A 24,818-nucleotide genomic window follows, 5' to 3' on the forward strand; every position below is an offset into this window, starting at 1 on the left:
CATTATGAGAAGTTGAGGTATCCATCCTATGAATAACGTACTCACAGATCAGGCTGATGCAGGATATCGGCTGGCTGAGCAGAAGGCCGCTCAGTATTTTACTTCTCTTCATGAACAACTTCTGAATAACACGTATACCACTGCGCTTACGCAAGATTTTCACTTGTGGCAAAAGAAACATATTCAACCTTTTTCCTGGTTATCTTTTTTATCACCAAGTCGAAGAAAACCGGATTCCCGGGATGCTCATAGATATATCCATTGGCTGAATGTTACAGGCAAACTGGATGATTACTTGGATCGCAGTATTTCTTACATTTATATGCGGGATCTGGGCAAAGCACTGGATTCCCCGGACACCCAAGCACGTATTCAGCGTGTCGCTCAGGATACCAAAGCGTATTTTATGCGTTCAAATACAACCCACCGCAAGGGAAGCCCGGATTATATCAGTCTGGCCGCTTTGTATCGCTGGGCTCAGAAGGAGAACGTGGAAACAGCCGTTATCTGGGTCATCAGCAAATTAAAAAATGTTGCATCCAATATCCCCAAAGAATTGGATGCAGAACAGGCGCAGCGCAAGCTGCTCAAGATCATTCTTGGCGTTGTTGTGCATGTGAACGATGATATGAATGATGAGACTCCCCAGGCAGAACGTTCCGCGAGGCTGGACGCTGCGATTAGGCTCGGTTATTCTTACGGACTGACCTATCCTTTTATTGATGACCTGCTGGATTCGCAGGCGTTGACTGCGCAAGAGAAGGAACAGTATTCTCTCTTAATTCGCAATGCGCTTCTCACCGGGATTGTGCCGGATATCGGCGAATGGAAGGGAGACAATCTCAAAGTCATTCAATATGTTCATGCCGAGCTGCGTGATGCGTTCGAGTATATCAAGAACTACCAGCGCCCTGAGACGCAGCGCACATTCTTCGAGCAATCCTATGTATTCTTTCAATCTCAGGAAATAGACCGTGCCAAGAAACTATCGAACGCGAATTATTCTAATGAAGAACTTTATATTCCAATCATTATTAAATCCTCATCCTCCAGACTCATTGTTCGTTCCGTGCTTAGTGCATCGGCGGATGAAGGGTTTGATCAGCGGACGTTCTACTATGGCATATATAATCAGCTCGCAGACGATTTTGCAGATATGTTTGACGATATGGAGGAGGAGGCAGTAACTCCTTATACTTACTATCTGAAGTATCGTGACCTGCGGCCCGATCTGATCAATCCGTATGAACTATACTGGGCGGTTATCTCTTATCTGATTCATGAGGTGTACCATTCAGATGCGAAGACCCGGGAGGTCATACTGGATCGGGCTATTAATGGTCTTAAGCGTTGTAGAGAGCGTTTGGGTCAAGAACAATACAACGAAGTGATGAACATCTTTGCCTCCGGACAACCTGAATTCAATCGCCTCATTCAGCAAATGGTGCGAAAAGCCGATGATGTGGATTTCCTGGATAAATTGCTGCGGGATCAGGTCATCCACCAATTGCAGAATGACAAGCGTGAAAAACAAGATTTTCTGGATACGATTCGCACGGTTCGTGAACAGATCAATATTGAATTACAGATATTCAAGCCTGCTGGACTTCCTGAAATGAAAGGCACACTTATTGATGCAGCAAATTACAGTTTACAAGGAGATGGGAAGCGGCTAAGGCCGATCCTGACCTGGGTGATGGGTGTGCGTGAATATGGTCTGCATGAATCATCGATCATTCCTCTTCTGAGATCACTGGAATACATGCATACGGCTTCACTGATCTTTGATGATCTGCCGACCCAGGATGATGCTTCGACCCGGCGAGGTCGTTCTACCTTGCATCAGATGCACAACAGCGCAACTGCGGAATTGACTGGTTTATTTCTCATCCAAAAGGCCATTGGCGAGCAATCTTCTCTCAATCAGTTTGATGCCGCTACCGTACTTACCCTGATTCAATATTCGGCTGAAAAAGCAGAGGATATGTGTATGGGACAGGCGATGGATCTGAATGCCAAAGGTAAAGCCTTGACCCTGGAACAATTGAACATGATCTGTTTCTACAAAACAGGTATTGCTTTCGAGGCTGCACTTGTGATGCCAGCCATTCTGTCTCAGGTGAAGGAAGTGGAGATTGCCTCCTTAAAGAAGTTTGCGTATCATGCGGGTATCGCTTTTCAAATTAAGGATGACCTGCTGGATCTGGAAGGGGATCAGCGGGTACTTGGTAAGCCAGCAGGTCAGGATGTACGGAACAATAGCTCCACCTTTGTATCCATTCTGGGTGAGGATGGCGCGAAGAAGAAGATGTGGGAGCACTATTGTCTCGCAACCGATGCGCTAAACGAAATGCCAAAGTCCATTTCTTTTCTGAGGCATCTGTTGGATTACATCATTGGACGGGAACGATGAGAGCTTTTCCAGACCGACCCCATGCTCAGCAGGATTATATGAAATAAAACAAAGCTGCCTGGATTCCTAGAATCCAGGTCTTCTTTTGTTTTAATGACACAAACTCTTAGATAATGAGATGTTTCAATAATGGAAAATTCGGGTACTAAGCAAATATTGTGTTTATACATCAAAAGGAGAGCTTAAGATGCAGGTTCAAAAGGTCGATCATCACGAATTGTTTGAGCAGATTTATAGTCAAGCACCTATTGGGATTGCACTTGTTGCTCCAACAGGACAGTGGATGAAAGTGAATCCTGCTTTTTGCAGTATGCTGGGTTATACAGCTCAAGAATTAATCCATCTTCATTACCAGGAGATCACCCATCCCGATGATTTTGCACAGGATCTGATGTACGAACGCGAACTGTGTGAGGGTAAATCGAACGAGTACAAATACGAAAAGCGTTATATTCAGAAAAATGGAGATGTTTTATGGATATCACTGCATATATCAATGGCTAGGAATGAAGTCAGTGGTGAATCTTTGTACTTTATTTGCCACGTTGTAGATATTACGGATCATAAAACAACCGAACAAAAGCTGCTTCAAACGGAAGAAATGTTCAAACTTATTTCCGATAATGCACAAGAAATCATCTATATTGCGACCATTGACGGGATTTGTCGCTATTGTTCTCCTTCCATTTATAATCTGCTTGGTTATACGCCAGAAGAAGTGGTTGGCAATAACAATACTGCCGTGTTCCACCCGCAGGACCTGGATCGTGTCTCACAGATCGATTTGAGCACAGGTCATATGTTGAATATGCAGGCTCGCCATAAAGATGGGCACAGTCTTTGGTTTGAAACCACCTATAAGGTTATCGGGGAGCCTGGGCAAGAACAACAAATCCTGGCCATTGGTCGCGATATATCGGAGAGAAAGAAACATGAGGAAATTAGTGCAGAGGCTGAACGAATAGCCATGATCGGCAGGTGGGAGTGGAACATGCTGAGTGGCCATGTTTCCATGTCTGATCAGATATACGAGATGTTTGAAATAGATAACAACAAGAAGTATAAGGCCAGCGATATCTTTCCATTCATGGAACAGGCAGAGGAGCAGCGGTTGAAGGACTGTATTGAATGGGTGAAAACAGGCCAACCGCTTGATTTTGAATATCGGCATCGAGGGTCAAATGGTAAAGAAAAGTATCTTCATCTGCGAGGGTTAATTACCTTTGATGAGGATCAACAACCGATACAGTTAAACGGAACTTTGCAGGATATTACAGAGCGTAAACTCGTTGAATTCAAACTTCAGGAATCGGTGGAACGTTATACTTCACTCAAGAAATATAATCATGATGCCATCATTTCTTTTGATATGAACGGCAATATCATAAATGCCAACCCGGTAGCTATGAAAATGACGGGATGCCCGGTCGTAGAAATGATCGGAACCAGTATAAGCCGGTTTATCGGAACGTACCATCTCGGATTGATTCTCAATAGCCAGTATGAGATGGCTGAAAAAGAAATCAATGCTATTCAGCACGTAAATGGTTCAGAGACAGAAGTTTTGGCAACGCTTGCGCCAATCATTATTAATGAGAAAAACGTAGGGTTCTACCTGATTGCCAAGGATATTACGGAACAGAAAAAGCTTCTTGTAGCCAAAGAGACTGCCGAACGAATGAATAAGGCCAAAAGTGAGTTTTTGGCGATGATGAGCCATGAGATCCGTACACCTATGAACGGCGTGATTGGGATGACGGATTTGCTTCTGGATACGCCTGGTCTTAGCGGAGAACAAAAGGAATACATTGAAATCATCCAAAAAAGTGGGGATTCGTTGCTTGCGATTATCAATGATATTCTGGACTTTTCCAAAATAGAGTCGGGTAAAACCGATCTGGTGGATGAGCCCTTTGATCTGAAGGAAATTGTGACTGAGACGGTTAATATCGTAACGCCAATGATTCGGGAGAAACAGTTGGATCTTCGTTTAAGCCTGGATGACGCCATTCCTGTTCCTTTGTTCGGAGATGCTTACCGTCTAAAACAGGTTCTAACCAACATCATCGGCAATGCTGTGAAGTTCACCCCGGAAGGCAGTATTGAAATCGAGGTGAAGGTTACCGGACAAGAATACAATGACGTTCAATTTCAGTTCAAGGTGAAGGATACAGGGATTGGAATTCCAGTGGAGAAAAGAAAGCATTTATTCGAAGCCTTCTACCAATTGGAGAATTTCATGACACGTAAGCCCCAAAGTACGGGTCTTGGACTGGCCATCAGCAAGAAGCTTGTAGAGCTTATGCAAGGTGATATTTGGATTGAAGAGTCCGACGATCCGGGTTCTACATTTATGTTTACGGCCTCGTTTAAAGCCAGCAACATGGAGGAATTCAACAGATACGATTTACAACAGAAAAAGAATAAAACAGATCAACTTCGAATTCTAATTGCCGAGGACAATGAGGTGAACCAGCTTGTTCTGCGTCGGATGATTGAGAAGAAGGGACATCTTGTCGATTATGTAGTGAATGGAATAGAGGCAGTGGAAGCTGTCAAAAGAAGTGCGTACGATATTGTGTTTATGGATGTGCACATGCCTCGACTGAATGGATTCGAAGCGACCAGAGCCATTAAGGAATCAATGCGGCCAGAGGCATGCCCTTATATTGTTGCGGTTACTGCGAACGCAGTTCGTGGGGATATGGACAAATGTCTGAAGGCTGGAATGGATGCGTATGTAAGCAAACCAATTAAAAGTGAATCCATTATGCAAGTGATGGAGGAATTCTACAAAATAAAGAAATATCCCACTACTTACAATTGAATTCAACATTCCGTAGGAACGGATTCTTGATTGGCAATGGAGCCGCTAACTTATCCATGGATAAGTTAACGGCTTTTTTGCTATTGTCCCATTCCGGGAATGACTAAATTACTGATTTTTGATCCATAGTTTGGAGATATCCATAAACCCAAACTCAGCGGTATGAAGGCCAAAGAGACTTTGATTAAGCAGGGCTTTTTTGTTCATGTGGCAGCCATACAATATCCAGCAGTGATCGCGAAGCAAATCCTCGGCTTCATTGAGCATCGCAGACCTTTGCTCTTCATTCTGCTGAAGGAAATTCTCCATCTTTCGATAAAATATGGACTGTAAATCGGGTGATAAACAAATATGAAAATAGTTACGTTTGTTGATGAAAAAATTAATCATGCCAAATTGCCAGTCATCTTCCAAAACTTCTTCTGCGATAATCAAGTCGGCTTCGCTTGTTTCTCTCACATTGGGAAATTCAACGAAGGGTTGCAACTCAATACATAAACCGATGCTGGCTCCGCGTTGTTTAAGCCATTCTGCTTCTTTTTGATCTTTAGCTACAGTATAAGCAAGTATGATCTTTTCTCCCTGGTATCCGCTGCTGTACAGGAGCTCACGGGCATCCTCAAGTGAAGACTCGCGCCAAGCATGCTCTGCGCTTTTCCAGGGAAGAAAGCTGTTTGCCGGTGTAATTCGATTGCTGCCAAGTTCCCTCACCACAGCGACTGGATCGAAAACAATGCGCATGGCTTGCCGAAATTCCAGTTGATGGTGAATACCGGCTTTACGAAAATTAATCAGCATATATCGGCATCCTGTTGCTGGATAATCAACACTGTTGCTCCCCGTATCGTCTGTAGCCAATTTCAGTCGGTCTGTTCCTGGTAACTCATAATGACGTTCATAAGGACCCAGATTGGGCACAAACCAGATATCTACTCGATCCAGATGAGGACGGATTCCATAATAGGCATCGAATGCGCTAATGACCAGCACCGTTTCATTTATCTCATTGATCCGAAAAGGTCCGGTACCGATCAATTGCTGGGAGACATCGACATCATAGGGGAGAATCGTCATTGAGACACAACTAAGCAAGTTCAGGAAGAAGCGATTAGGCCGACTTAGATAAAAACGAATGCAGTAATCCCCGACAACTTCGGTACGCTCAATATCCCGGTACAGCCAAATGAATGGACTGTCTACAGTACGCAAGCGCTCTAATGTAGCTTGCACATCCCGGGATGTCATGACCCGACCATGGTGGAATCGCACACCTTTGTGCAGATAGAAAATCCAAACTCTTTGATCCTCGTTGTACTCCCACATATGCGCCAGATCCGGCAGGAAGGTTCCTGTTTTGGCGTCATAGGTGATTAGCGTGCTGCATACCTGCCCAAGCAGATAGGTTTCAAAAGCAGTATATACAAAAGCAGGGTCCAGGCCTGCCAATCTTCGTGACCTCACCATGCGAAGCACGTCCTGACCGGAAGAGCTCTCGGCATGACTGTGGAATCCCATCTGCTTATTCAACGAATTCAGCAGCCGCTCCCGGAGAGCGTCGTTCTTCTCTGTGCTGCCGATCAACTCGATCGCTTCCTTCATTTTGCCTCTGCCCATGAGCTCCAAAAAACTCTCCTCGAGCGCCTCATTCACACTGCGCAGCAATGTCATCTCAGAATGATGACCCCGGCCACGCCCGGGCTGCCAGTGTATAAAGCCTTGTTCCTCCAGCTTGCGCAGAATAAACTTCACGTTGCGTGGAGTACAGCATAGGGCAGCAGAAAGGCTCTCGATCGTTACCGGAACTGCTTCATGAAATTGAAGAGAGAGTTCTTTTGCTGTGGCAAGACGCAGATAATGAGTTGTTGCTGTATCCATATGAAGTGCTCCTTCTTAAAGGGTGAAATGTGCTCAAATTTTCTTACACTTTTATTTCCCCCTTTGATCCATACAATTATACATAAAGGGATAGGGCAAAGGTAGCCCATCTGAGACAAAAACATCTAGAACAGGAGAACCATACGCATGAAGCAGCATTTACGTCAAATTCACCCTTTAGCCTGGACAATCATTGTTGGAACGATGTTTGGACGTCTGGTGACGTCCATGAGCATCCCGTTTTTATCTATTTATCTAACTCAGGTACTGGGAGCTACACCCACACAGACTGGAATTACCGTCGCGGTCAGTTCTCTGGCGGGGGTCATGGTCAGCTTTTATGGAGGTTATATTTCCGATCGAATTGGCCGCAAAGTGGTCATGATGGTCTCCGTATTTGGCTGGGCCTGTGTTTTCTTCATCTTTTCAGCAGCTGAGCATCTGTGGGTATTTTTTGTAGCCAATACGTTAAACGGTTTATGCCGCGCCGTGTTTGAGCCCACGTCACGTGCACTTCTATCCGATATTACTCCACCGCAAAATAAACTGCTTGTCTTCAACCTCAGATATGCCGCCATTAATCTGGGGGTTGTGTTTGGACCAATTATTGGTCTTCAGCTTGGATCAGCGGAGTCTACGTTTCCGTTTATGATCTCCGGGTTGGTATATATCGTTTACGGCTTGGTTTTGTTCCTGCAATTTCGATTGCAGCGCGCAAATCTGCCGGAACATGTTCAGGTTACTGCACCTCGTTTACGAGATGCACTCGCTACTACTGGACGCGACCGTGTATTTTTGCCAGTACTTATCGGGACTACGTTTTGTGTACTCGGGTATGGGCACTTTAGCTCGACCCTGGCTCAGTATGTGGCCCAGAATCCACTTTTTGAACATGGAAGTCAAGTGTTTTCCTATATGCTTTCACTCAATGCGTTGACTGTGCTTGTAATTCAATTCCCGATTGTGCGGGTGGCCAGCAAATTCCCGCCGGTTGTGCCCCTCATTCTAGGAAACTTGCTAGTCGCTACAAGTCTGTTCCTGTTTGGCATAGCCGAAGGCGTTATGCTGCTGATTCTCAGTGTCATTCTGTTCACCATTGGGGAAGTGCTCATGTTCACCATGATGGATGTGCTGATTGATCGTATTGCCAAACCCGAATGGAAAGGGACGTACTTTGGCACAATTGGATTCAATAACTTAGGCAGCGTCATGGCACCGATTCTTGGAGGGCTCGTGTTAACCCAATTTGGGACGGGGAATGGCCTGTTCGTTTTTGTACCGTTGGCACTGACCACTGCGCTGGGCCTGCCTTTTCTTATCGTAGCGCATAAACGCCTTGTCATTAGGGAGAGGGAGGTTGAGGTTTAATCTAAGAGAAATTCCCTATTGGGTTATGAGCGTTGAAATCACAGCATATAATGTTCAGTGATATGAAGGAAATAACAATTGAGTTAATATTATCTTGACGGATTACGGTGAAGCGAATACAATAAACAACAAATATGTGTGACGGGTGGTTAAGATGAACATGTTCCAGACAGGGCGAATTCTAAATCGATAACTGAATACGCATGAGCAAGTGACTTAACCAATGTTTTTGGTGTTGGCGTTTGGACAGTCATGTTTGTGCACCCCTGTCGTGGACGCTCATCATTATTGCGTGCAGAGGAGAAATCCGGAAACGCTTTTTATTTCATATGGTTCTCTTATTGTTACAAGCTGTAGATGAACATTAGTTCATTTATGGCTTTTTTGCATGCATTTCCACTCAATTTGTTGCACATGGAAGGGAGATTTTGCAGTGCTTTTTGGTATGAAACTACCCTTAAGGGGAGAAAGAGAGGCAGCGATATGAAACAACCTACTCAAAGTTATACCATTTGGTTTTCCCAACGAACCGGCAGTACTCTGTTGGGTGAAGCATTAAGTTCTACGGGTGTCGCAGGATATCCGAGCGAGTGGCTGCATTATCAGCATAAGAGCCCAGACACATTAAAGCATGAAGATCTGGAGCAGATTTGGGATCAGGGAACAACCTCGAACGGAGTATTCGGAATCAAAATTAATTTTGAACAACGATGGATTGATGCATTCCGCAGTCTCTATAGTCTGCCAACAGCGTTATCGCGGGCTGAGGTATGGAGTAGGGGCTTCCCTAATTGCACCAAGCATATCTACATGACGCGTCGCAACAAAGTCAGATTGGCTGTGTCATGGTGGAGAGCCATTGTCTCGGGTGAATGGCACCGCAAGCATGGGGACAGTCCTCAGTTACAAGATATTGCAGACCAATATAATTTTGATGCGATTAAACATCTGCTTGTGGAGAGTAATATGTGCGAAGCAGCAATTGAAGATTTCTTGTCCGAATCAGGCATTGTGCCGCTGACGATTGTTTATGAGGATTTTATAGCAGATTACGAGGGGACCGTCATGAAAGTGCTAGCGTTTTTGGATGTTCAATCAGACGGCGTTAAGGTATCGGCCCCTTCCTTTGACCCGATTGCAGATGAGATCTCTGAACAATGGGTACAACGATTTAGGGAAGAAAGCCAGAGAGGATGGGAGAATGTAAGATGGTAAACAGACATGGCAAGATTTATCCACGGGTTGGAAATGTTGCATTTATTGTTATTATGTATGATTCATCTTAGTGAGGGACCAAAATGCTTTGAATCACAAGAATGAAATAGAAATGTTATACGAAGGGGTGAGGGGCTATGCCCAAAACAGAGAAACGCTCCATGTCCTGGCTGCTGCAATATCTAAAACCCGTCAAAGGCCGATTGGCCTTGCTTATGGTGATGTTGCTGACGTCAACGGGATTGCAGCTCCTGAATCCACAAATTATCAAACGATTTATTGATACGGCCGCAAGTGGGGGAGTTCTTTCTAGCCTGTTCCAGCTTGCCGGATTGTTTCTGGTTGTTGCCGTCGTCAATCAATTGATTACAGTAGCCGTTAGTTATCTGGGTAATGATGTGGCCTGGCGGGCAACGAACCGATTACGGGGAGATCTCCTGAAGCATTGTCTGCGTCTGGATATGCGGTTTCATAATGTGAAGACGCCGGGAGAGATGATCGAACGGGTGGATGGTGATGTGACGAGTATCTCCAACTTCTTCGCGATGTTCATTGTACAGGTGGTTGGAAGCTTTGTCTTGCTTGCCGGAATCCTCGGATTTATGTTCAGCGTAAACGTACCGATTGCGATCGTCATGACGGTGTTTACATTGTTATCGATTCTGTTTATGGTGTTCATTCGGAATCTGGGAGTAAACTCTTCCAAAAATGAGCGGGAAGCGAGTGCATCCTTATTTGGATTAATTGAAGAGCGTATTGCGGGAATTGAAGATGTTCAAGCAAACGGGCATGTCCCGTATGTGATGAATCGTTTTTATCGTACGATGCGTGTTGTATTTCAAAAGGGAAGGAAAGCCTGGCTGCTTCGGGTTATTCCCTGGAATACGACGGTCATTCTGTTCGCCCTTGCGGTCACGGCAGTACTTCTGCTCGGTGTTCATTACTACATGCAAGGCATTATCAGCATAGGAACCCTGTTTCTGATATATCAATATACACAGATGCTTAATGATCCGATTGAGATGTTGGGCGATCAGGTTCAAGAGTTTCAGAAGGCTAAATCAGGTATGCTTCGTTCGAGAGAACTGTTGTCTTTGCGCAGTGAGATCGAAAACGGACAAGAGGATCAGCTGCCAAAAGGGCCGCTTGGTCTGGAATTCAAGCAGGTGAACTTCAGTTATAACGAGGATAAACCTGTATTGCAGAATATTAACTTTGCCATTAAACCTGGCGAACGGCTGGGCATCATCGGTCGTACTGGTAGCGGAAAATCAAGTCTCAGTCGGGTACTTCTGCGCTTGTACAATCTGGATAGCGGAACAATTCGTGTGGGTGGCAAAGATATTACAGAGCTTACCTTGCCTGCACTTTACCGCAGGGTTGGTATGGTTACGCAGGATGTACAGCTGTTCGACGGTACGTTGCGAGATAATTTAACGCTGTTCAACCAGGATGTCTCGGATCAAATTATTAAGGAGACAACGGATCGACTTGGATTAAGTCATTGGATCGAATCACAGCCCGCAGGGTTGGACACACATCTGAAGGCAGGTGGTTCTTCATTGTCCGCAGGGGAAGCTCAATTGTTTGCCCTGACGCGAGTATTCCTGACTGAACCTAGCCTGGTTATTCTTGATGAGCCTTCCTCACGGCTGGATGCCGCTACAGAGAGCATGCTTCAGTCTGCCATCGATCAGTTGATGAAGCAATGTACGGGAATTATTATTGCACATCGCCTGGCTACTTTGGAGAAGGTCGATCAGATTATGGTACTGGGTGATGGCAAGGTACTGGAATTCGGAGCCAGAGAAGAACTCGCCAGCGATCCGGCGTCACATTATGCCAGATTGCTGATTACAGGGCGAGAGGAGGAATTGGCGTGAATGTAACAGGATTTATAGGCCGTTTGTTTCGATTCAGGCCTTTTCTATTTTTGATTAACGGATTGTCATGGTGCATATTTCATTCTTTGCCACTAGCAATAGGGATTGGGATGCAGTGGTTCTTTGATCGGGCAACGGCAGGTTCCAGTGATTATATGTGGCTGGCAGCTCCGCTGATCTTCATTGCTTTGATCAGAGCGGTAAGAGTAGGCACGTTTTTTGCCGCATTCTATGCATGGATCACGTATATCTACCATATTCAGGCCATTCTGCGTACCAACATGCTCGCTGGCATTATGCGCTGGCCAGGACGTAATCTGCCAGCTTCACCGGGGGAGGCGATGAGTCGCTTTCGGGATGATGTGGATGAAGTGGTTGAGTACGTAGAATCCTGGGTGGATTTTTGGGGAAGGCTCGTGTTCGCTATCGTATCCATCGTCATCATGGCGAACATTAACTGGAAAATCACTTTGGTAGCTGTTTTGCCACTGGTAGTCGTAACGTTGCTGAATAACTTATCAGGTAATCGGGCTCGTCGATATGCTCAGGTCAATCGTGAGTCGACAGGACGAATCACCAGTTTCATTGCTGAAACCTTTGGGGCTGTGCAGGCACTGAAACTTGGGCAGGCAGAAGAGCATGTCTCTGCTCGTTTTAACAAATTGAATGAAGAACGTCGTCAAGCCGCACTCCGGGATAATCTGTTCAAACAGTGGATGAGATCACTTAATCAGCATGTGCTCAGTATCTGTACAGGTCTCATTCTCCTGATGTGTGCGGCCGAGATGAAATCCGGCAATTTCACTGTAGGTAATTTTGCTTTGTTCACCAGTTATCTTGCCAATATTGGCTTTAGTATTTCATTGTTTGGCTATATGGTATTCCAGCATAAACGACTCAAAGTATCATTTGACCGGATGAGAACCCTGTTTCGTCCTGGTGAGGAAGACCGGATCATGGATTTCAGAGAGACTTATCTGAATGAAGATCCGCCTGAGCTTCCTAATGAACAGAGAGATCCCACAGAGAAGCTAAGAGAGCTGGAGATCAGCAATCTGGCGTACCAATATCCACATTCTGCAAATGGAATACAGGATATCAGCTTCCGTGTGAAGCGGGGACAATTTCTGGTCATCACTGGACGGATCGGTTCTGGCAAATCGACTCTGGTCCGCACACTTCTGGGACTGCTGCCCAAACAAGAGGGCACGATTCGCTGGAATGGTAAAGATGTAGATCCCGCTACCTTCCTGATGCCGCCCAGAGCAGCATATACGCCGCAAGTACCTCGACTGTTCAGTGATACGCTGAAAGAGAATATTGTTCAGGGCAAACAGGGCCGTACGGAAGTCGCACTTGCAAAAGCCATACGATTGGCTGTAATGGATAAGGATATTCAAAACCTGGATCAAGGACTCGAAACATCCGTAGGTCCAAGAGGTGTTATGTTGTCTGGTGGTCAGATCCAGCGCGCAGCAACTGGGCGCATGCTGATGACGGAAGCGGACTTGTTCATCTTCGATGATCTGTCCAGTGCACTGGATGTAGAAACCGAGCAACAGGTCTGGGAAGGTTTGTTCCAGGAGCCGGATGTTACATGTATTGCGGTGTCTCACCGCAGAGCAGCACTTGCGAAGGCAGATCATATCATCGTCATGAAGGATGGACGAATTGAGGCCGAGGGCAGCTTGTCAGATTTGCTTGCTACTAATGAAGAGATGCAGCTGCTTTGGCAAGGTGAGCAAACACCGGTTAAAGTGGGATAGGAAAAGATATACGATATATAAAAATGAAAAAAGCCGTACAGACAACTCTTATCGAAAGAGTTAAGATCTGTACGGCTTTATTATTCCTCATTGGGTCAATCTTTATTTGATTAGCTGTGCAATCAATGAATATGCAATAATGACCAGGAAGATAATCGTGATGTGGTTAATGGAGAAAATAAACATTTTATGTGACCATTTCTTGGTTTCTTTTTTATCGAAAGTCGCCACACTAAGAATAAGCCACGCCAAGCTTACCAGAAACGCAACAATGGCAATGAACGGGCTTAGCGGCCAGAACAAGAAGCTGGAGAATAACAACAATACCAGATAAACATTCGTCTGGATGTATGTCCGTCTGATTCCTTTGACGACAGGAAGCATGGGAACGCCAGCCGCTTTGTATTCGTCAAATCTCCGGATGGCAATGCCATAGAAGTGAGGCATCTGCCACAACAGCATGGTTACAACCAAAGCCCAAATTTCATAATGACCCAGATCTGGCGAAATGGCTGCCCAACCGATGAGTGGAGGAACAGCACCCGAAAGACTTCCTACTTCCGTATTATATACCGTTGTCCGCTTGGTCCACATCGTATAAGGGAACACGTACAACAATAGTCCCAATATGCCGAATACGGCAGCCGAAGGGGAAGCGATATACAACATGATGCCCCCGATAATCGTAATGGCAATACCGAGGATCAAACCTGTTTTGGTATCTACACGACCAGTTACCGTTGGACGTGTTTTGGTGCGTTCCATGATCGCATCGATATCCCGATCATACAAATTGTTAAACACCCCGGCCGCTCCGATAATCAGGGAAGACCCGATGACAGAGAGGATAATGGGTACAATATTAGCTAAAATGGATGCATCAAATACATACAAAGCCAAACTTAAACCGGCAAACATGGCAATCAGATTAGATTTGATGATTCCGATCTTGATTGTATCAAAGAATACTTTCGGAATCGAGCTAGTATACTCCAGGCTGATTTCGGGCCGTGACCCTTTATTCAATGTTTTCAAGAACTCACTTCCTATATCTATTCTTATATATCTCGTGGTCTTATTATAGCATCCAATACACTATGTGAATTAATTAACGATTTAGGTTTTAAAATAATGTCATTTGATTGTGAACAATTTAAAAACACGGTTCTTTTTAATTGTTAAAAATGATTTTCTGTGATACAGGTCATTGAAACCGAATAGCAGCGATAACAAGAAAAGAATATTTTTCTTGCATGTTGAGTTTGTTTTGTTTATTGTAGATATAACAGGTCTTTAATAGTATTAAAGTAATTGCTTCTTGCATTGTTGCTATTAGAGAACAACTGCAAGTGGCACGATGTAATCAGTATAGGCTTTTTTTGTAATAATAAAGGATATTGAATATCTGGAAAGGGTGTTAAAGATGAATCAAAAGATGGATGTATTAATCATAGGCGGAGGACCAGCGGGTCTTAATGCTGCACTTGTACTGGGACGAGCTCGCAAACATGTTGTGGTCATAGATGATGAACGCCCGCGCAATTGGGTTACGCGTGAAACGCACGGTTTTCTGACGAGAGATGGCGCAAGTCCACGTGAATTTCGGAAGGTTGCGAAAGAACAGATTAGCGCTTACCCGTCTGTTCATTTTGTAGGGGACACAGCGACTTCAGTGACAGGAACAGATGGTGATTTTCAAGTTACAACGGTTCAAGGAGAAGTCTATCGCACGAAGAAAATTTTGTTTGCAGTTGGGAAAAAAGATCTACCACTGGATATTAACGGGTTGACAGAGGTATATGGCAAGAGTGCTTTTGTCTGCCCTTACTGCGATGGTTGGGAATTAAGAGATCAACGGCTTGTCATCATTGTGAATGGAGCGAAGGCATTTCATATGGCCAAGACTATTTCCGGCTGGACAAGCCAGTTTACCATTTGCACGAATGGACCTGATGAATTAACGGATGAGCAGCGGGAGGAATTGAAGCAGCATGGAGTTCCGGTATGGGACTCTCCAATTCAATCCATTGAATCAAGCGATGGCATGGTGCAGCAAGTGGTGTTAGAGGATGGTACCGAAATCTCGTGCACAGGGATTTTCTTTGGACCGAAACTAACGGCTGGATCACAACTTCCGCAGACGATAGGCTGTGAGGTTACGGATGCGGGTACAGTCGTTGTAGATGATTTCGGCAAAACGACCGTAACGGGTGTGTTCAGCGCTGGAGATGCAGCATCGGAGTTGTACCAGGCCATTGCTGCGGCGTCCCTTGGTGCATTAACCGCTGTAACGATTAACAGTGAGCTTAATATGGAAGCCTGGGATGAGCGCGGTAAACATTTAAACCCGTAGAATTACGTTGTACAATTTCTTGTCCAGTACTTTGCACAAACGATAAGTCAACAAAATAGATCAGATCAAAAAGGGGATTGCAAACGCAATTCCTTTTTTGTGTTTAGTAGATCTTTTAGAAGATCTTCTCCGCCGGGTAAGTGGACCGGTTCCGTCCATTATTGGCATAAGCCCAATATTTGATTTTCATTCGTTAACGGTTTATAGTTGTATCAAATGATAGATAATACTATCATTTTAAACTCTGGGAGAGGGTGTTTAAAATGAGCATTGCAACTAACGTTCCACAGCCCAAAATGTACGGACCGCTCGGGAATCTGCCCTTGATTGATAAAGAGAAACCAACATTGTCCCTTGGACAGCTTGCTGAGGAATATGGACCGATATATCGACTGACCGTTCCTGGTTATTCCGGATTGATTGTATCTGGCCCAGATTTGGTGGCTGAGTTATGTGACGTGTCTCGTTTTGATAAATTTGTATACAATGAACTCGAAAATGTACGTGCCTTTGGAGGTGATGGTTTATTTACAAGCAGAACATCCGAGCCGAACTGGAAAAAGGCACATAATATTTTGCTTCCCACCTTTAGTAAACAGGCAATGAAGGGTTATCATCCAATGATGGTCGATATAGCCGAACAATTGATAAACAAATGGGCACGTTTGAATTCCAACGACACCATTGATGTAGCAGACGACATGACACGACTTACGTTGGATACTATTGGACTATGCGGTTTCTATTATCGATTTAACAGCTTTTACAGACAGGACCACAGTCCTTTTATCGAAAGTATGGTCCGTGCATTAAATGAAGCTATGCAGAAAAGCTCACGCTTGAAAATCCAAAATCTGCTGATGGTGAAAACCAAACGACAGTTCGAGGAAGACATTCAAACGATGTTCTCATTAGTTGATCAGATTATTGAGGAACGTAAAGCAAGTGCTGCTCCTGAAGAGGTTGACTTGCTCGCTCGTATGCTGAATGGCAAAGATCCGGCAACCGGAAAAACGCTGGACGATGAGAACATTCGGTATCAGATTATTACATTCCTCATTGCCGGACATGAAACGACGAGTGGTTTGTTATCATTTGCCCTTTATTTTTTGCTGAACAATCCAGAAGCACTTCAAAAGGCCTATGATGAGGTAGACCGGGTATTGGTGAGTGACTCACCACAGTACGAAGAAATCCTTCAGCTTCCTTATATCCGCATGATTCTTAGCGAATCGCTACGTCTATGGCCAACCGCCCCGGGATTTGACGTCTATGCCAAAGAAGACACCGTCATAGGTGGCAAGTATCCACTGAAAAAAGGGGAGAGCTGCAGTATTCTTCTGCCTCAGCTTCACCGTGACAAAGGCGCCTGGGGAGAGGATGCAGAGCAATTCCGCCCGGAACGTTTTGAAGATACGACTCAAGTGCCTCACCATGCGTATAGACCGTTTGGCAATGGGGAGAGAGCATGTATCGGCATGCAGTTTGCTCTATATGAAGCAACCCTTGTACTCGGGATGGTACTTAAACATTTTGAACTGGTAGACTATAGCAACTATCAGTTGGATGTGAAACAAACGTTAACGTTAAAACCAGGCGATTTTCGAATACAGGTGAGAGCACGGACCGTTTCACCGAAACTGAGTACATCTGTTGCTCGCTCGGATGAAAAGCCGAATCAGGATCAGGGTATGCATACAAATGTAGCTGGTCATAGTGCTATGAAGGAATCGATGACGACTTTGGTAAATGCCAATCCAACCATACTGGTTCTATACGGCTCCAACCTGGGGACGGCAGAAGGCATTGCCAGAGCTTTTGCAGATAAAGCTCGTTCCTATGGAATTCCAAGCGAAGCCGCAACATTGAATGAATGGATTGGCCGTCTGCCCAAAGAGGGGATCGTTCTCATCGTGACAGCTTCGTATAATGGTAAACCTCCGCAAAATGCAGCGGCATTTATCGAGTGGTTAAAGGAAGCCGAGTCAGAGAAGGTGCAAGGTGTGACCTATGCAGTTCTGGGCTGCGGGGATCGGAGCTGGTCCAGTACCTACCAGAGCATTCCTCGATTGGTCGATGAGAAGCTTGCGAGCTTGGGAGGCAACAGGCTGTTACCTCGGGGAGAAGCCGATGCAGGCGGGGATATGGAGAAACAAGTGGAAGAGTGGCAGCGGATGTTGTGGCCCCAAATGTTAAAAGCGTTGGGGATTAGCGAGGAATCTATGGAGCACTCCTCACGAAGTACAATTCAAATGGAATTTGTTCGCGAGAAAGCCGATCTGCCACTTGCACAAACCTACAATGCCAGCTATGCCACTATAGTGGTAAATGAAGAGCTTCAGGAAATGGATAGTGGGCGGAGTACACGTCATATTGAGATGCTGCTGCCTAAAGGCATGACCTATAAAGAAGGCGATCATCTTGGCGTATTGCCCCTAAATGCAGATGAAATCGTGAATCGCATCCTGCATCGTTTCGGATTAAAAGGGGACGTTCAGATCCAATTAACTTCGAACGAGACACAGTTGACACATCTTCCTCTGAACCGTCCTGTCAAAGTGAATGAATTGCTCCGTTCCTGCGTTGAGCTGCAAGCACCTGTTACAAGAACGCAGCTGCGGGAGTTAGCTAACAATACGGTGTGCCCACCTCATAAGCGTGAGCTGGAGGCGATGCTCGAAGAGAACAACTACAGGGAACATATACTTGAAAACAGAACTACCATGCTGGAACTGCTGGAAAAGTATGAGGCCTGTGAACTGCCGTTCGAAAGATTTCTTGAACTGCTGTCTCCACTCAAACCCAGGTATTACTCTATATCCAGCTCTCCACACTTGAATGCCAAGCAGGCGAGCATCACAGTGTCCGTTGTGAAAGAGCCTGCTTGGAGCGGCAACGGTGAATTCCGTGGTGTGGCTTCATCCTATCTGGCAGACTGCCAGACGGGAGAGAGTATTTCGATGTTTGTACGTACGCCAGAACCCGGATTTGAGCTGTCAGAAGAGCCGGATGTTCCAATTATTATGGTGGGTCCAGGGACGGGTGTTGCACCGTTCAGAGGTTTCCTCCAGGCCAGATCTGTGCTAAAAGAGAGAGGATTGCCACTGAGCGAAGCACATTTGTTCTTTGGTTGCAGGAATGATTCGGATTTCATATATCGTCAAGAACTTGAACAATACGAACAGGCAGGCATCGTCAAGCTGCACACAGCTTTTTCACGTGTGGAGGATAAGCCCAAAACGTATGTGCAGCATCTGATGAATCAGGAGTGGGGGCAGTTGCTCCATTTGCTTGATGAAAAAGGGAGAATCTACGTATGTGGTGACGGAAGCCAAATGGCTCCCGCCGTCGAAGAGACTTTGAGGCAAGCATACCAGAAGGCGAAAGGTGCAACCCTTCAGGAGGCAAAAGATTGGCTCAATCAGCTCCAGGCGGAGAGCCGTTACGTTCAGGACGTGTGGGCAGGTAAAAGACCCGTTGAATCGGCTAAAGCTCCTGTATGTTGAGACACGTTAAGATGGAGGCGGCGATAAGCCGCCTTTTTCTTCTGTTGTTGGATGATGTGAGAAGAGAAAAGATCAGTATGTGTTCACATTAACTAAGTTATATACTTAAAAATCAAATAATAGTTCACACATTTTGCATCAAATATTTTCACTATATGACAAATATTACATTTTAATAGAAGCCTGTCTTATATGATAGAACTGTACTCCAAAACGAAAGGAAGATGAAGATGAAGATGAAAAAGAAACTTATGGTCGGTCTTTTAACTGTCGTTGCATGTTTCACGCTAGGCTCTACATCTTTTGCAGCTAGTGTACCTTCAACTTCAACAAGTAGTTTACCAGAAAGTACACAAGTAGTTCCTTACGCACAAAAGTATATAACCTGGCAGACCATTCTACCCAAATCTCAATTCCCAACGCTTGGTGATATCCCGGTGACAGCAAGTTATAATGTTGATCCGTACAGGGGAATACTTACATTAAAATCAGTCGATGGTCAGACAGGCTATACGTGGACTGTTACCTATGAGGGCTATGTCACCTATTAATCAATTAATCAATTAATCATTGAATAATGCTACCTATCCGAAAAACAGCCGCTGATCTGGAGTTTCTCATCCAGATCGGCGGCTGTTTTAATTTGGCTGATACGATCTCTTGACAAAGAAATTATTTTGACGCAATATAATAAATAAACTTTATAAAGTATATAAATAAAGTAGTTTAACCAGCATTATTGTGTTCATTTACTTTTAATTTATATGCAGGGAAGGGATCTATTTATGGCAACTTGGTTTCTTATCATTATCTACCTTGCGTTTATCAGTCTGGGGATTCCGGACTCCCTGCTAGGTTCAGCCTGGCCCGTCATGTGGCCTGAACTTGGCGCTTCGTTTGGGTCAGCAGGAATTCTGTCAATGGTTGTTGCAGCGGGAACCATCGTTTCAAGCTTGGCCAGTGGCACGGTTATTCAAAAATGGGGAACAGGCAAGGTTACGTTAATTAGCTGTTGTCTGACTGCCGGAGCACTCCTTGGATTTTCCTTCGCACCTTCATTGGTATGGCTCGTCATTCTTGCCATTCCTCTGGGTCTTGGAGCTGGAGCCGTTGATGCTGCGCTGAATCATTATGTAGCTGAGCACTACAAGGCACACCATATGAACTGGCTGCACTGTTTCTGGGGTGTGGGCGCGACGACAGGGCCGATCATTATGTCGTATTACATTGCGGAACATCATTCCTGGAGAAGCGGGTATACAGCTGTAGCCGTCGTCCAGTGCTGTCTCGTCCTGATTTTGTTTGCTACGTTGCCGTTATGGAAGCGTGTTGCTGCAAGTCGGGAGAGTACGAGTCGGAAAAACGAATCAGATCTTGTGCAAGCGGACAACACGTTAGTACAGAGTGAGAACAGACCCGAACGGAATGTATTGAAGATTAAGGGAGTCAAAAACTCACTGATCGCATTTCTGTTTTATTGTGGCGTGGAGACGACGGTCGGTTTATGGGGAGCCAGCTATCTGGTAGGAGCAAGAAACATCTCGGCAGAAACGGCTGCGGGCTGGATCTCCTTATACTACGGTGGCATTACGCTTGGAAGGCTGATTACAGGCTTTATCACGTTAAAAATAAAAAATAGAGTATTAATTCTGGCTGGTCAAGTGACCGCCATTGTGGGCGGAATCATTTTGCTGCTTCCATTATCGATTTCGTTTGCACTGGCTGGATTTATGCTGATTGGATTGGGGCTGGCACCCATCTATCCCGGGCTTCTTCATGAAACTCCAAATCGATTCGGCAAAGCAAATTCTGCCCGATTAATGGGATATCAGATGGCACTGGCGTACACAGGAACCACATTGCTTCCTCCGCTTTTTGGCGTTCTCGCTGCGAAAACCAATATCGGCTTATTCCCGCTGGTTGTACTTGTTTTCCTTATCCTGATGCTAGCCAGCTCAGAGCAAGTGAATCGTATTTTGAAAAAAAGGATTCTGAATGGGTAGAGCTGATAGGGGTGTAACAGGGACAGGGCTTGGTCTTCTAATTGTGAGATGAAGAAAAGGGAGTGCTTAACATGTTATCATTAATATTGTTATGTTTAATCGTATATGTGGGGGCATATGGGTGTTTGGCTGTGTCTAAACAGCCCATGGATGTAAAACCTGTGCGGTCCTTCGATGATTTCTTCGAATAAGCCATACCACATTTCATTTAAAGAATGATACACAAAAAAGCGAGGAACTTACTCTCGCTTTTTTTGTTGTGTGCAGAATCACAGAATCATCACAATTCATAGAGATGCTCTTAATTAAGAGCGCTTTCACGGAAATCAGCCTAAATATAAGGGTTGACAGTGGTTTTTGAAACGGTTTTAATTATATAGACCGATTGTTATAATTCATTTAAGGATGTGGCTTTATTGAGTGAAAAGTCTAATGCTAGAGAACTCATCGTCAGCACAGCAGCCAGACTGTTTTTTTCACAAGGATATCATGCGACCGGTCTAAATCAGATTATTAAGGAGAGTAATACGCCAAAAGGCTCGTTATATCATTATTTCCCACATGGGAAAGAAGAGCTCGCCCTTGTATGCATTCAAAGTGCCAATGACCATATCATGCAGAAATTTGAGGAAACCTTTGCTGCACATGACAATACCGCAGACGGAATTCAACGATTTATTCATGACATGGCTGTTGAAACCGAAGCCGCTGGTTTTACTGGCTTCCTGCCATTCAGCTTCTGGGCTGCCGTGGAAACATCCTGCATCAGTCAACAATTGCGGATCGCCTGTCAGGACGTGTTTGCAGGATGGCAGCAAATCATTACGAAACATCTGATTTTGGATGGCATAGGTGAAAAGAAAGCAAAAGAGATGGGACTTCTCGTCATTTCCTTAATGGAGGGCGCATTGATTATCAGCCTGACCAACCAGGACAAACAGCCTTTGCTGACGGCTGCTGATTATTTGTCCGTTTTGGCGAAGAATGCAAAAGAGAAGCAATAAGCTTCGTAAAGAGAGAAATAGAAATCGTCAGATTGTTTGAGGAGGATGGGATCGTGGAGGCTTCCATGAAGGCTGGTTCTGTACAGGATCAACAAGAAACAAAACAATATAAAGTATTTCCGATTTTATTCGCCATGTTACTTAGCGGCTTTATTGGTCTGTTCGGTGAAACAGCACTAAATGTAGCATTGACACCGCTTATGGGCTTGCTCGAAGTTGGGCCTACTACGATTCAATGGTTAACGACGGGTTATTTGCTCGTTTTGGGTATTTTGGTGCCGGTTTCCGGTATGCTGTTACAATGGTTTACAACAAGACAGTTGTTCACCACTTCTCTGATTTTTTCAATAGTAGGAACGCTTGTTGCTGCTATCGCACCAAGCTTTGAAATTCTGTTGGTGGCACGGGTATTGCAAGCTGTAGGTACAGCTCTGTTACTGCCACTAATGTTCAACACCATATTGGTTATCTTCCCGATTGAAAAACGTGGCGCTGCCATGGGCTTGATCGGTTTGGTTATCATGTTTGCACCAGCAAGTGGTCCGAGTATCTCGGGTCTGATTCTGGCCAACCTGAGCTGGCACTGGATCTTCTGGATCTCATTGCCGTTCTTCATTATTTCATTAATATGCGGCTTGCTGTTCTTACCGAATATCTCGAAGTTGACCAAGCCCAAAATTGATGTTCTTTCCATTGTACTTTCCACACTTGGTTTTGGTGGCATCGTGTATGGATTCAGTAGTGCAGGAGGACATGGGGATAGTGGTGGTGGCTGGACCAGTCCTATTGTTGTAGTCACACTGGTTATTGGAGTAGTATCTTTGCTGCTGTTCAGCATCCGTCAATTGAGAATGAAACAGCCGATGATAGATCTGCGTGCTTTTAAATATCCCATGTTTACAGTCGGCTTGATTTTGATCTTCCTTAGTATGATGATGATGTTGTCATCCATGCTGATCCTGCCGATGTACCTGCAACAAGGTATGGCGGTTACGGCTCTTACTGCCGGTCTGGTTCTGCTGCCGGGCAGCTTGCTGAATGGATTCTTGTCCCCGGTTATGGGGCGTCTGTTTGACAAATTCGGTCCGAAGTGGCTTGTAATTATCGGTCTTGCGATCGTAACTGTTGTACTCTTCTTGTACACAGGAATCACTCCGACAACGACTCTGGGCAAGATTATTACGCTGCATATATTCATGATGATCGGGATTTCAATGATCATGATGCCTGCACAAACCAACGGCTTGAATCAATTGCCACCTGCATTTTATCCTCACGGCACAGCGATTATGAATACATTGCAGCAGGTATCGGGAGCTATTGGTACAGCTGTTGCGGTAAGTATACTGAGCGCAGGTCAGACCCGCTTCTTGAGCGGTGTGACGGACCCTGAGAGTCCAGAAAATCAGTTGGCAGGTTTCACATCCGGTGTACAAAATGCATTTATTTTCGCACTGGTTCTTGCTGTGATTGGACTGATCACTTCACTCTTCGTAAAACGAGTTAAGGTCGGTGCTCAACAGGGCCAACAAGGTCCTATGCATTAATTGTAAGTCATATAAGAAATGAAACGATGCTCTCTCTTCAGTAGAGGGCATCGTTTTTTTGTACCTTGACATGAAACGGGTTCCATCCCTTAGAGTTAAAATAAACCTGCCAGTCGAAAAGAATAAATCTCGATGTTCGAAGCAAATAGTTCATGTTCTGGTGAAATTGTATATGTTCATATTGAATTTTAAAGATAATATAGAGAGTAGATTAATGATAACGGACAGAAGAAAACGTTTTAGACTGTATTTTATAATCAAGGAGACGTCTTTATGAAAATCGTTAAATCTATACCTGCGAATATTGAACAATTGCTAGATCGTTATGAGAAAAACGGTCATCTGACCATGCAAGCATCGTTAATGGGAAAGCAGTCGGTTGTCTATCGTTTACAAGAGTACTGCCTGAAGGTGTATACGCCTCGTGGAAAAGTGGATGGAGAATTGGAATGCGAGGCGTTTTTGTCATTGCAAAACAACCATCATGTTCCTGAATTGTATGCGTACGCTTCTGGGAATTTTGTGCTGACAGAATGGATTGAAGGCTTCAATCTGAGACAGTATCGGGCAACGTACGGGCACATACCGCACAATCTGATATATGATATGTTCTCAACAGAACTTCAGCAGATTCAGGCGGGTTATCGCGATTGGGATGTCATTCGATATGAGAATTTGTTATGGACTGCAACAGGGGAGGTCAAGCGAACTGATTTTTGGCTATGTGAACCTGTCAGTTGTATGCGTATACGAGAGCGATTACAACATCATATCATTCGGAAAATTGAGCGGATTTACAGTGGAGATGAAACTGACCTGGAGGAGGTTTTGCATTATTTTGATCGACACGGTCTTACGACATCGGAGGTCCAAGAGGCGCTGGCACATTTCAGATCGCAAACACCGAGGATGGCATTAGCACAGTGAGACCTTTAATGAAATAAAAACCCTAACGATTGGTCATACCCCTGTCAAGTAGACAGATAAAAAAAGCTATGCTGCCAGTGCGCATCGATATTCAATCGGTGCGCGCTGTTTGAGTTTGGCTTGAAAACGTC

15 protein-coding genes are annotated in these 24,818 nt (G+C 44.8%); 13 read left to right on the plus strand and 2 right to left on the minus strand.

Annotated elements, in window-relative coordinates; translation table 11 throughout:
- Window positions 1–28: 28 nt before the first annotated feature.
- Both BMW94_RS02760 and BMW94_RS02765 read left to right on the plus strand, forming a co-directional pair.
- A complete protein-coding gene (locus tag BMW94_RS02760; protein WP_090994167.1) occupies window positions 29–2,413 on the plus strand; it encodes a polyprenyl synthetase family protein in 2,385 nt (794 codons plus the stop codon).
- Between the two features lie 187 nt (window positions 2,414–2,600).
- Window positions 2,601–5,240 (plus strand): PAS domain S-box protein, encoded by a 2,640-nt coding sequence (locus tag BMW94_RS02765; protein ID WP_090994169.1) that lies wholly within the window; start codon window positions 2,601–2,603, stop codon window positions 5,238–5,240.
- Window positions 5,241–5,348: 108 nt separating this feature from the next.
- On the opposite strand, the gene BMW94_RS02770 is transcribed toward BMW94_RS02765, so the two are convergent.
- The gene (locus tag BMW94_RS02770; RefSeq protein WP_090994172.1) at window positions 5,349–7,115 is read right to left on the minus strand and encodes an ABC transporter substrate-binding protein; all 1,767 of its coding nucleotides are present in this window, start codon (window positions 7,113–7,115) and stop codon (window positions 5,349–5,351) included.
- A gap of 147 nt (window positions 7,116–7,262) precedes the next feature.
- Here BMW94_RS02770 and BMW94_RS02775 point away from each other — a divergent pair, with 147 nt between their 5' ends.
- From BMW94_RS02775 to BMW94_RS02790, 4 genes are all read left to right on the plus strand, one after another.
- A complete protein-coding gene (locus BMW94_RS02775; RefSeq protein WP_090994174.1) occupies window positions 7,263–8,483 on the plus strand; it encodes an MDR family MFS transporter in 1,221 nt (406 codons plus the stop codon).
- Window positions 8,484–8,966: 483 nt separating this feature from the next.
- Window positions 8,967–9,698, plus strand: coding sequence for a Stf0 family sulfotransferase (locus BMW94_RS02780; RefSeq protein WP_090994176.1), 732 nt, complete (start codon window positions 8,967–8,969; stop codon window positions 9,696–9,698).
- 137 nt (window positions 9,699–9,835) lie between these two features.
- Window positions 9,836–11,581, plus strand: a complete 1,746-nt coding sequence (locus BMW94_RS02785; protein ID WP_090994178.1) for an ABC transporter ATP-binding protein — start codon at window positions 9,836–9,838, stop codon at window positions 11,579–11,581.
- Window positions 11,578–13,347, plus strand: a complete 1,770-nt coding sequence (locus tag BMW94_RS02790) for an ABC transporter ATP-binding protein (protein WP_090994180.1) — start codon at window positions 11,578–11,580, stop codon at window positions 13,345–13,347. Before BMW94_RS02785 ends, BMW94_RS02790 begins: the two co-directional genes overlap by 4 nt.
- Before the next feature lie 102 nt (window positions 13,348–13,449).
- Here the strand turns inward: BMW94_RS02790 and cyoE are convergent, their stop codons facing one another.
- Window positions 13,450–14,325 carry a heme o synthase gene (gene cyoE / locus BMW94_RS02795; RefSeq protein WP_302847977.1) on the minus strand — a complete coding sequence of 292 codons (876 nt, stop codon included), beginning with the start codon at window positions 14,323–14,325 and terminating at the stop codon, window positions 13,450–13,452.
- A 445-nt stretch (window positions 14,326–14,770) separates the two neighbouring features.
- Here cyoE and BMW94_RS02800 point away from each other — a divergent pair, with 445 nt between their 5' ends.
- The 7 genes from BMW94_RS02800 to BMW94_RS02830 all read left to right on the plus strand — a co-directional run bounded on the left by BMW94_RS02800 (window position 14,771) and on the right by BMW94_RS02830 (window position 24,687).
- Complete coding sequence (locus BMW94_RS02800) at window positions 14,771–15,700, plus strand: NAD(P)/FAD-dependent oxidoreductase (protein ID WP_090994184.1); 930 nt, start codon at window positions 14,771–14,773, stop codon at window positions 15,698–15,700.
- Between the two features lie 263 nt (window positions 15,701–15,963).
- Window positions 15,964–19,206 carry a bifunctional cytochrome P450/NADPH--P450 reductase gene (locus BMW94_RS02805; RefSeq protein ID WP_090994187.1) on the plus strand — a complete coding sequence of 1,081 codons (3,243 nt, stop codon included), beginning with the start codon at window positions 15,964–15,966 and terminating at the stop codon, window positions 19,204–19,206.
- A gap of 230 nt (window positions 19,207–19,436) precedes the next feature.
- The gene (locus BMW94_RS02810; protein ID WP_254790082.1) at window positions 19,437–19,757 is read left to right on the plus strand and encodes a hypothetical protein; all 321 of its coding nucleotides are present in this window, start codon (window positions 19,437–19,439) and stop codon (window positions 19,755–19,757) included.
- Window positions 19,758–19,991: 234 nt separating this feature from the next.
- Window positions 19,992–21,209 (plus strand): MFS transporter, encoded by a 1,218-nt coding sequence (locus BMW94_RS02815; protein WP_090994189.1) that lies wholly within the window; start codon window positions 19,992–19,994, stop codon window positions 21,207–21,209.
- Between the two features lie 416 nt (window positions 21,210–21,625).
- Window positions 21,626–22,213, plus strand: coding sequence for a TetR/AcrR family transcriptional regulator (locus BMW94_RS02820; protein ID WP_090994191.1), 588 nt, complete (start codon window positions 21,626–21,628; stop codon window positions 22,211–22,213).
- 65 nt (window positions 22,214–22,278) lie between these two features.
- On the plus strand, window positions 22,279–23,760 hold the full coding sequence (locus BMW94_RS02825; protein ID WP_090994280.1) for a DHA2 family efflux MFS transporter permease subunit: 1,482 nt from the start codon (window positions 22,279–22,281) through the stop codon (window positions 23,758–23,760).
- Window positions 23,761–24,033: 273 nt separating this feature from the next.
- Window positions 24,034–24,687: a serine/threonine-protein kinase gene (locus tag BMW94_RS02830; RefSeq protein ID WP_090994194.1), complete on the plus strand. Its 654-nt coding sequence runs from the start codon at window positions 24,034–24,036 to the stop codon at window positions 24,685–24,687.
- Window positions 24,688–24,818 lie beyond the last annotated feature (131 nt).

The organism is Paenibacillus sp. OK003 (assembly GCF_900109515.1).
GTDB lineage: Bacteria > Bacillota > Bacilli > Paenibacillales > Paenibacillaceae > Paenibacillus > Paenibacillus marchantiae.

Excerpts from the sequence above, each read along its gene's own strand:
- BMW94_RS02805 (WP_090994187.1), top strand. The coding sequence starts at position 15,964 with ATGAGCATTGCAACTAACGTTCCACAGCCCAAAATGTACGGACCGCTC.
- BMW94_RS02765 (WP_090994169.1), top strand. The coding sequence starts at position 2,601 with ATGCAGGTTCAAAAGGTCGATCATCACGAATTGTTTGAGCAGATTTAT.
- BMW94_RS02785 (WP_090994178.1), top strand. The coding sequence starts at position 9,836 with ATGCCCAAAACAGAGAAACGCTCCATGTCCTGGCTGCTGCAATATCTA.
- BMW94_RS02815 (WP_090994189.1), top strand. The coding sequence starts at position 19,992 with ATGGCAACTTGGTTTCTTATCATTATCTACCTTGCGTTTATCAGTCTG.
- BMW94_RS02770 (WP_090994172.1), bottom strand. The coding sequence starts at position 7,115 with ATGGATACAGCAACAACTCATTATCTGCGTCTTGCCACAGCAAAAGAA.
- BMW94_RS02780 (WP_090994176.1), top strand. The coding sequence starts at position 8,967 with ATGAAACAACCTACTCAAAGTTATACCATTTGGTTTTCCCAACGAACC.
- BMW94_RS02760 (WP_090994167.1), top strand. The coding sequence starts at position 29 with ATGAATAACGTACTCACAGATCAGGCTGATGCAGGATATCGGCTGGCT.
- BMW94_RS02800 (WP_090994184.1), top strand. The coding sequence starts at position 14,771 with ATGAATCAAAAGATGGATGTATTAATCATAGGCGGAGGACCAGCGGGT.
- BMW94_RS02830 (WP_090994194.1), top strand. The coding sequence starts at position 24,034 with ATGAAAATCGTTAAATCTATACCTGCGAATATTGAACAATTGCTAGAT.
- BMW94_RS02810 (WP_254790082.1), top strand. The coding sequence starts at position 19,437 with ATGAAGATGAAAAAGAAACTTATGGTCGGTCTTTTAACTGTCGTTGCA.
- BMW94_RS02825 (WP_090994280.1), top strand. The coding sequence starts at position 22,279 with ATGAAGGCTGGTTCTGTACAGGATCAACAAGAAACAAAACAATATAAA.
- BMW94_RS02775 (WP_090994174.1), top strand. The coding sequence starts at position 7,263 with ATGAAGCAGCATTTACGTCAAATTCACCCTTTAGCCTGGACAATCATT.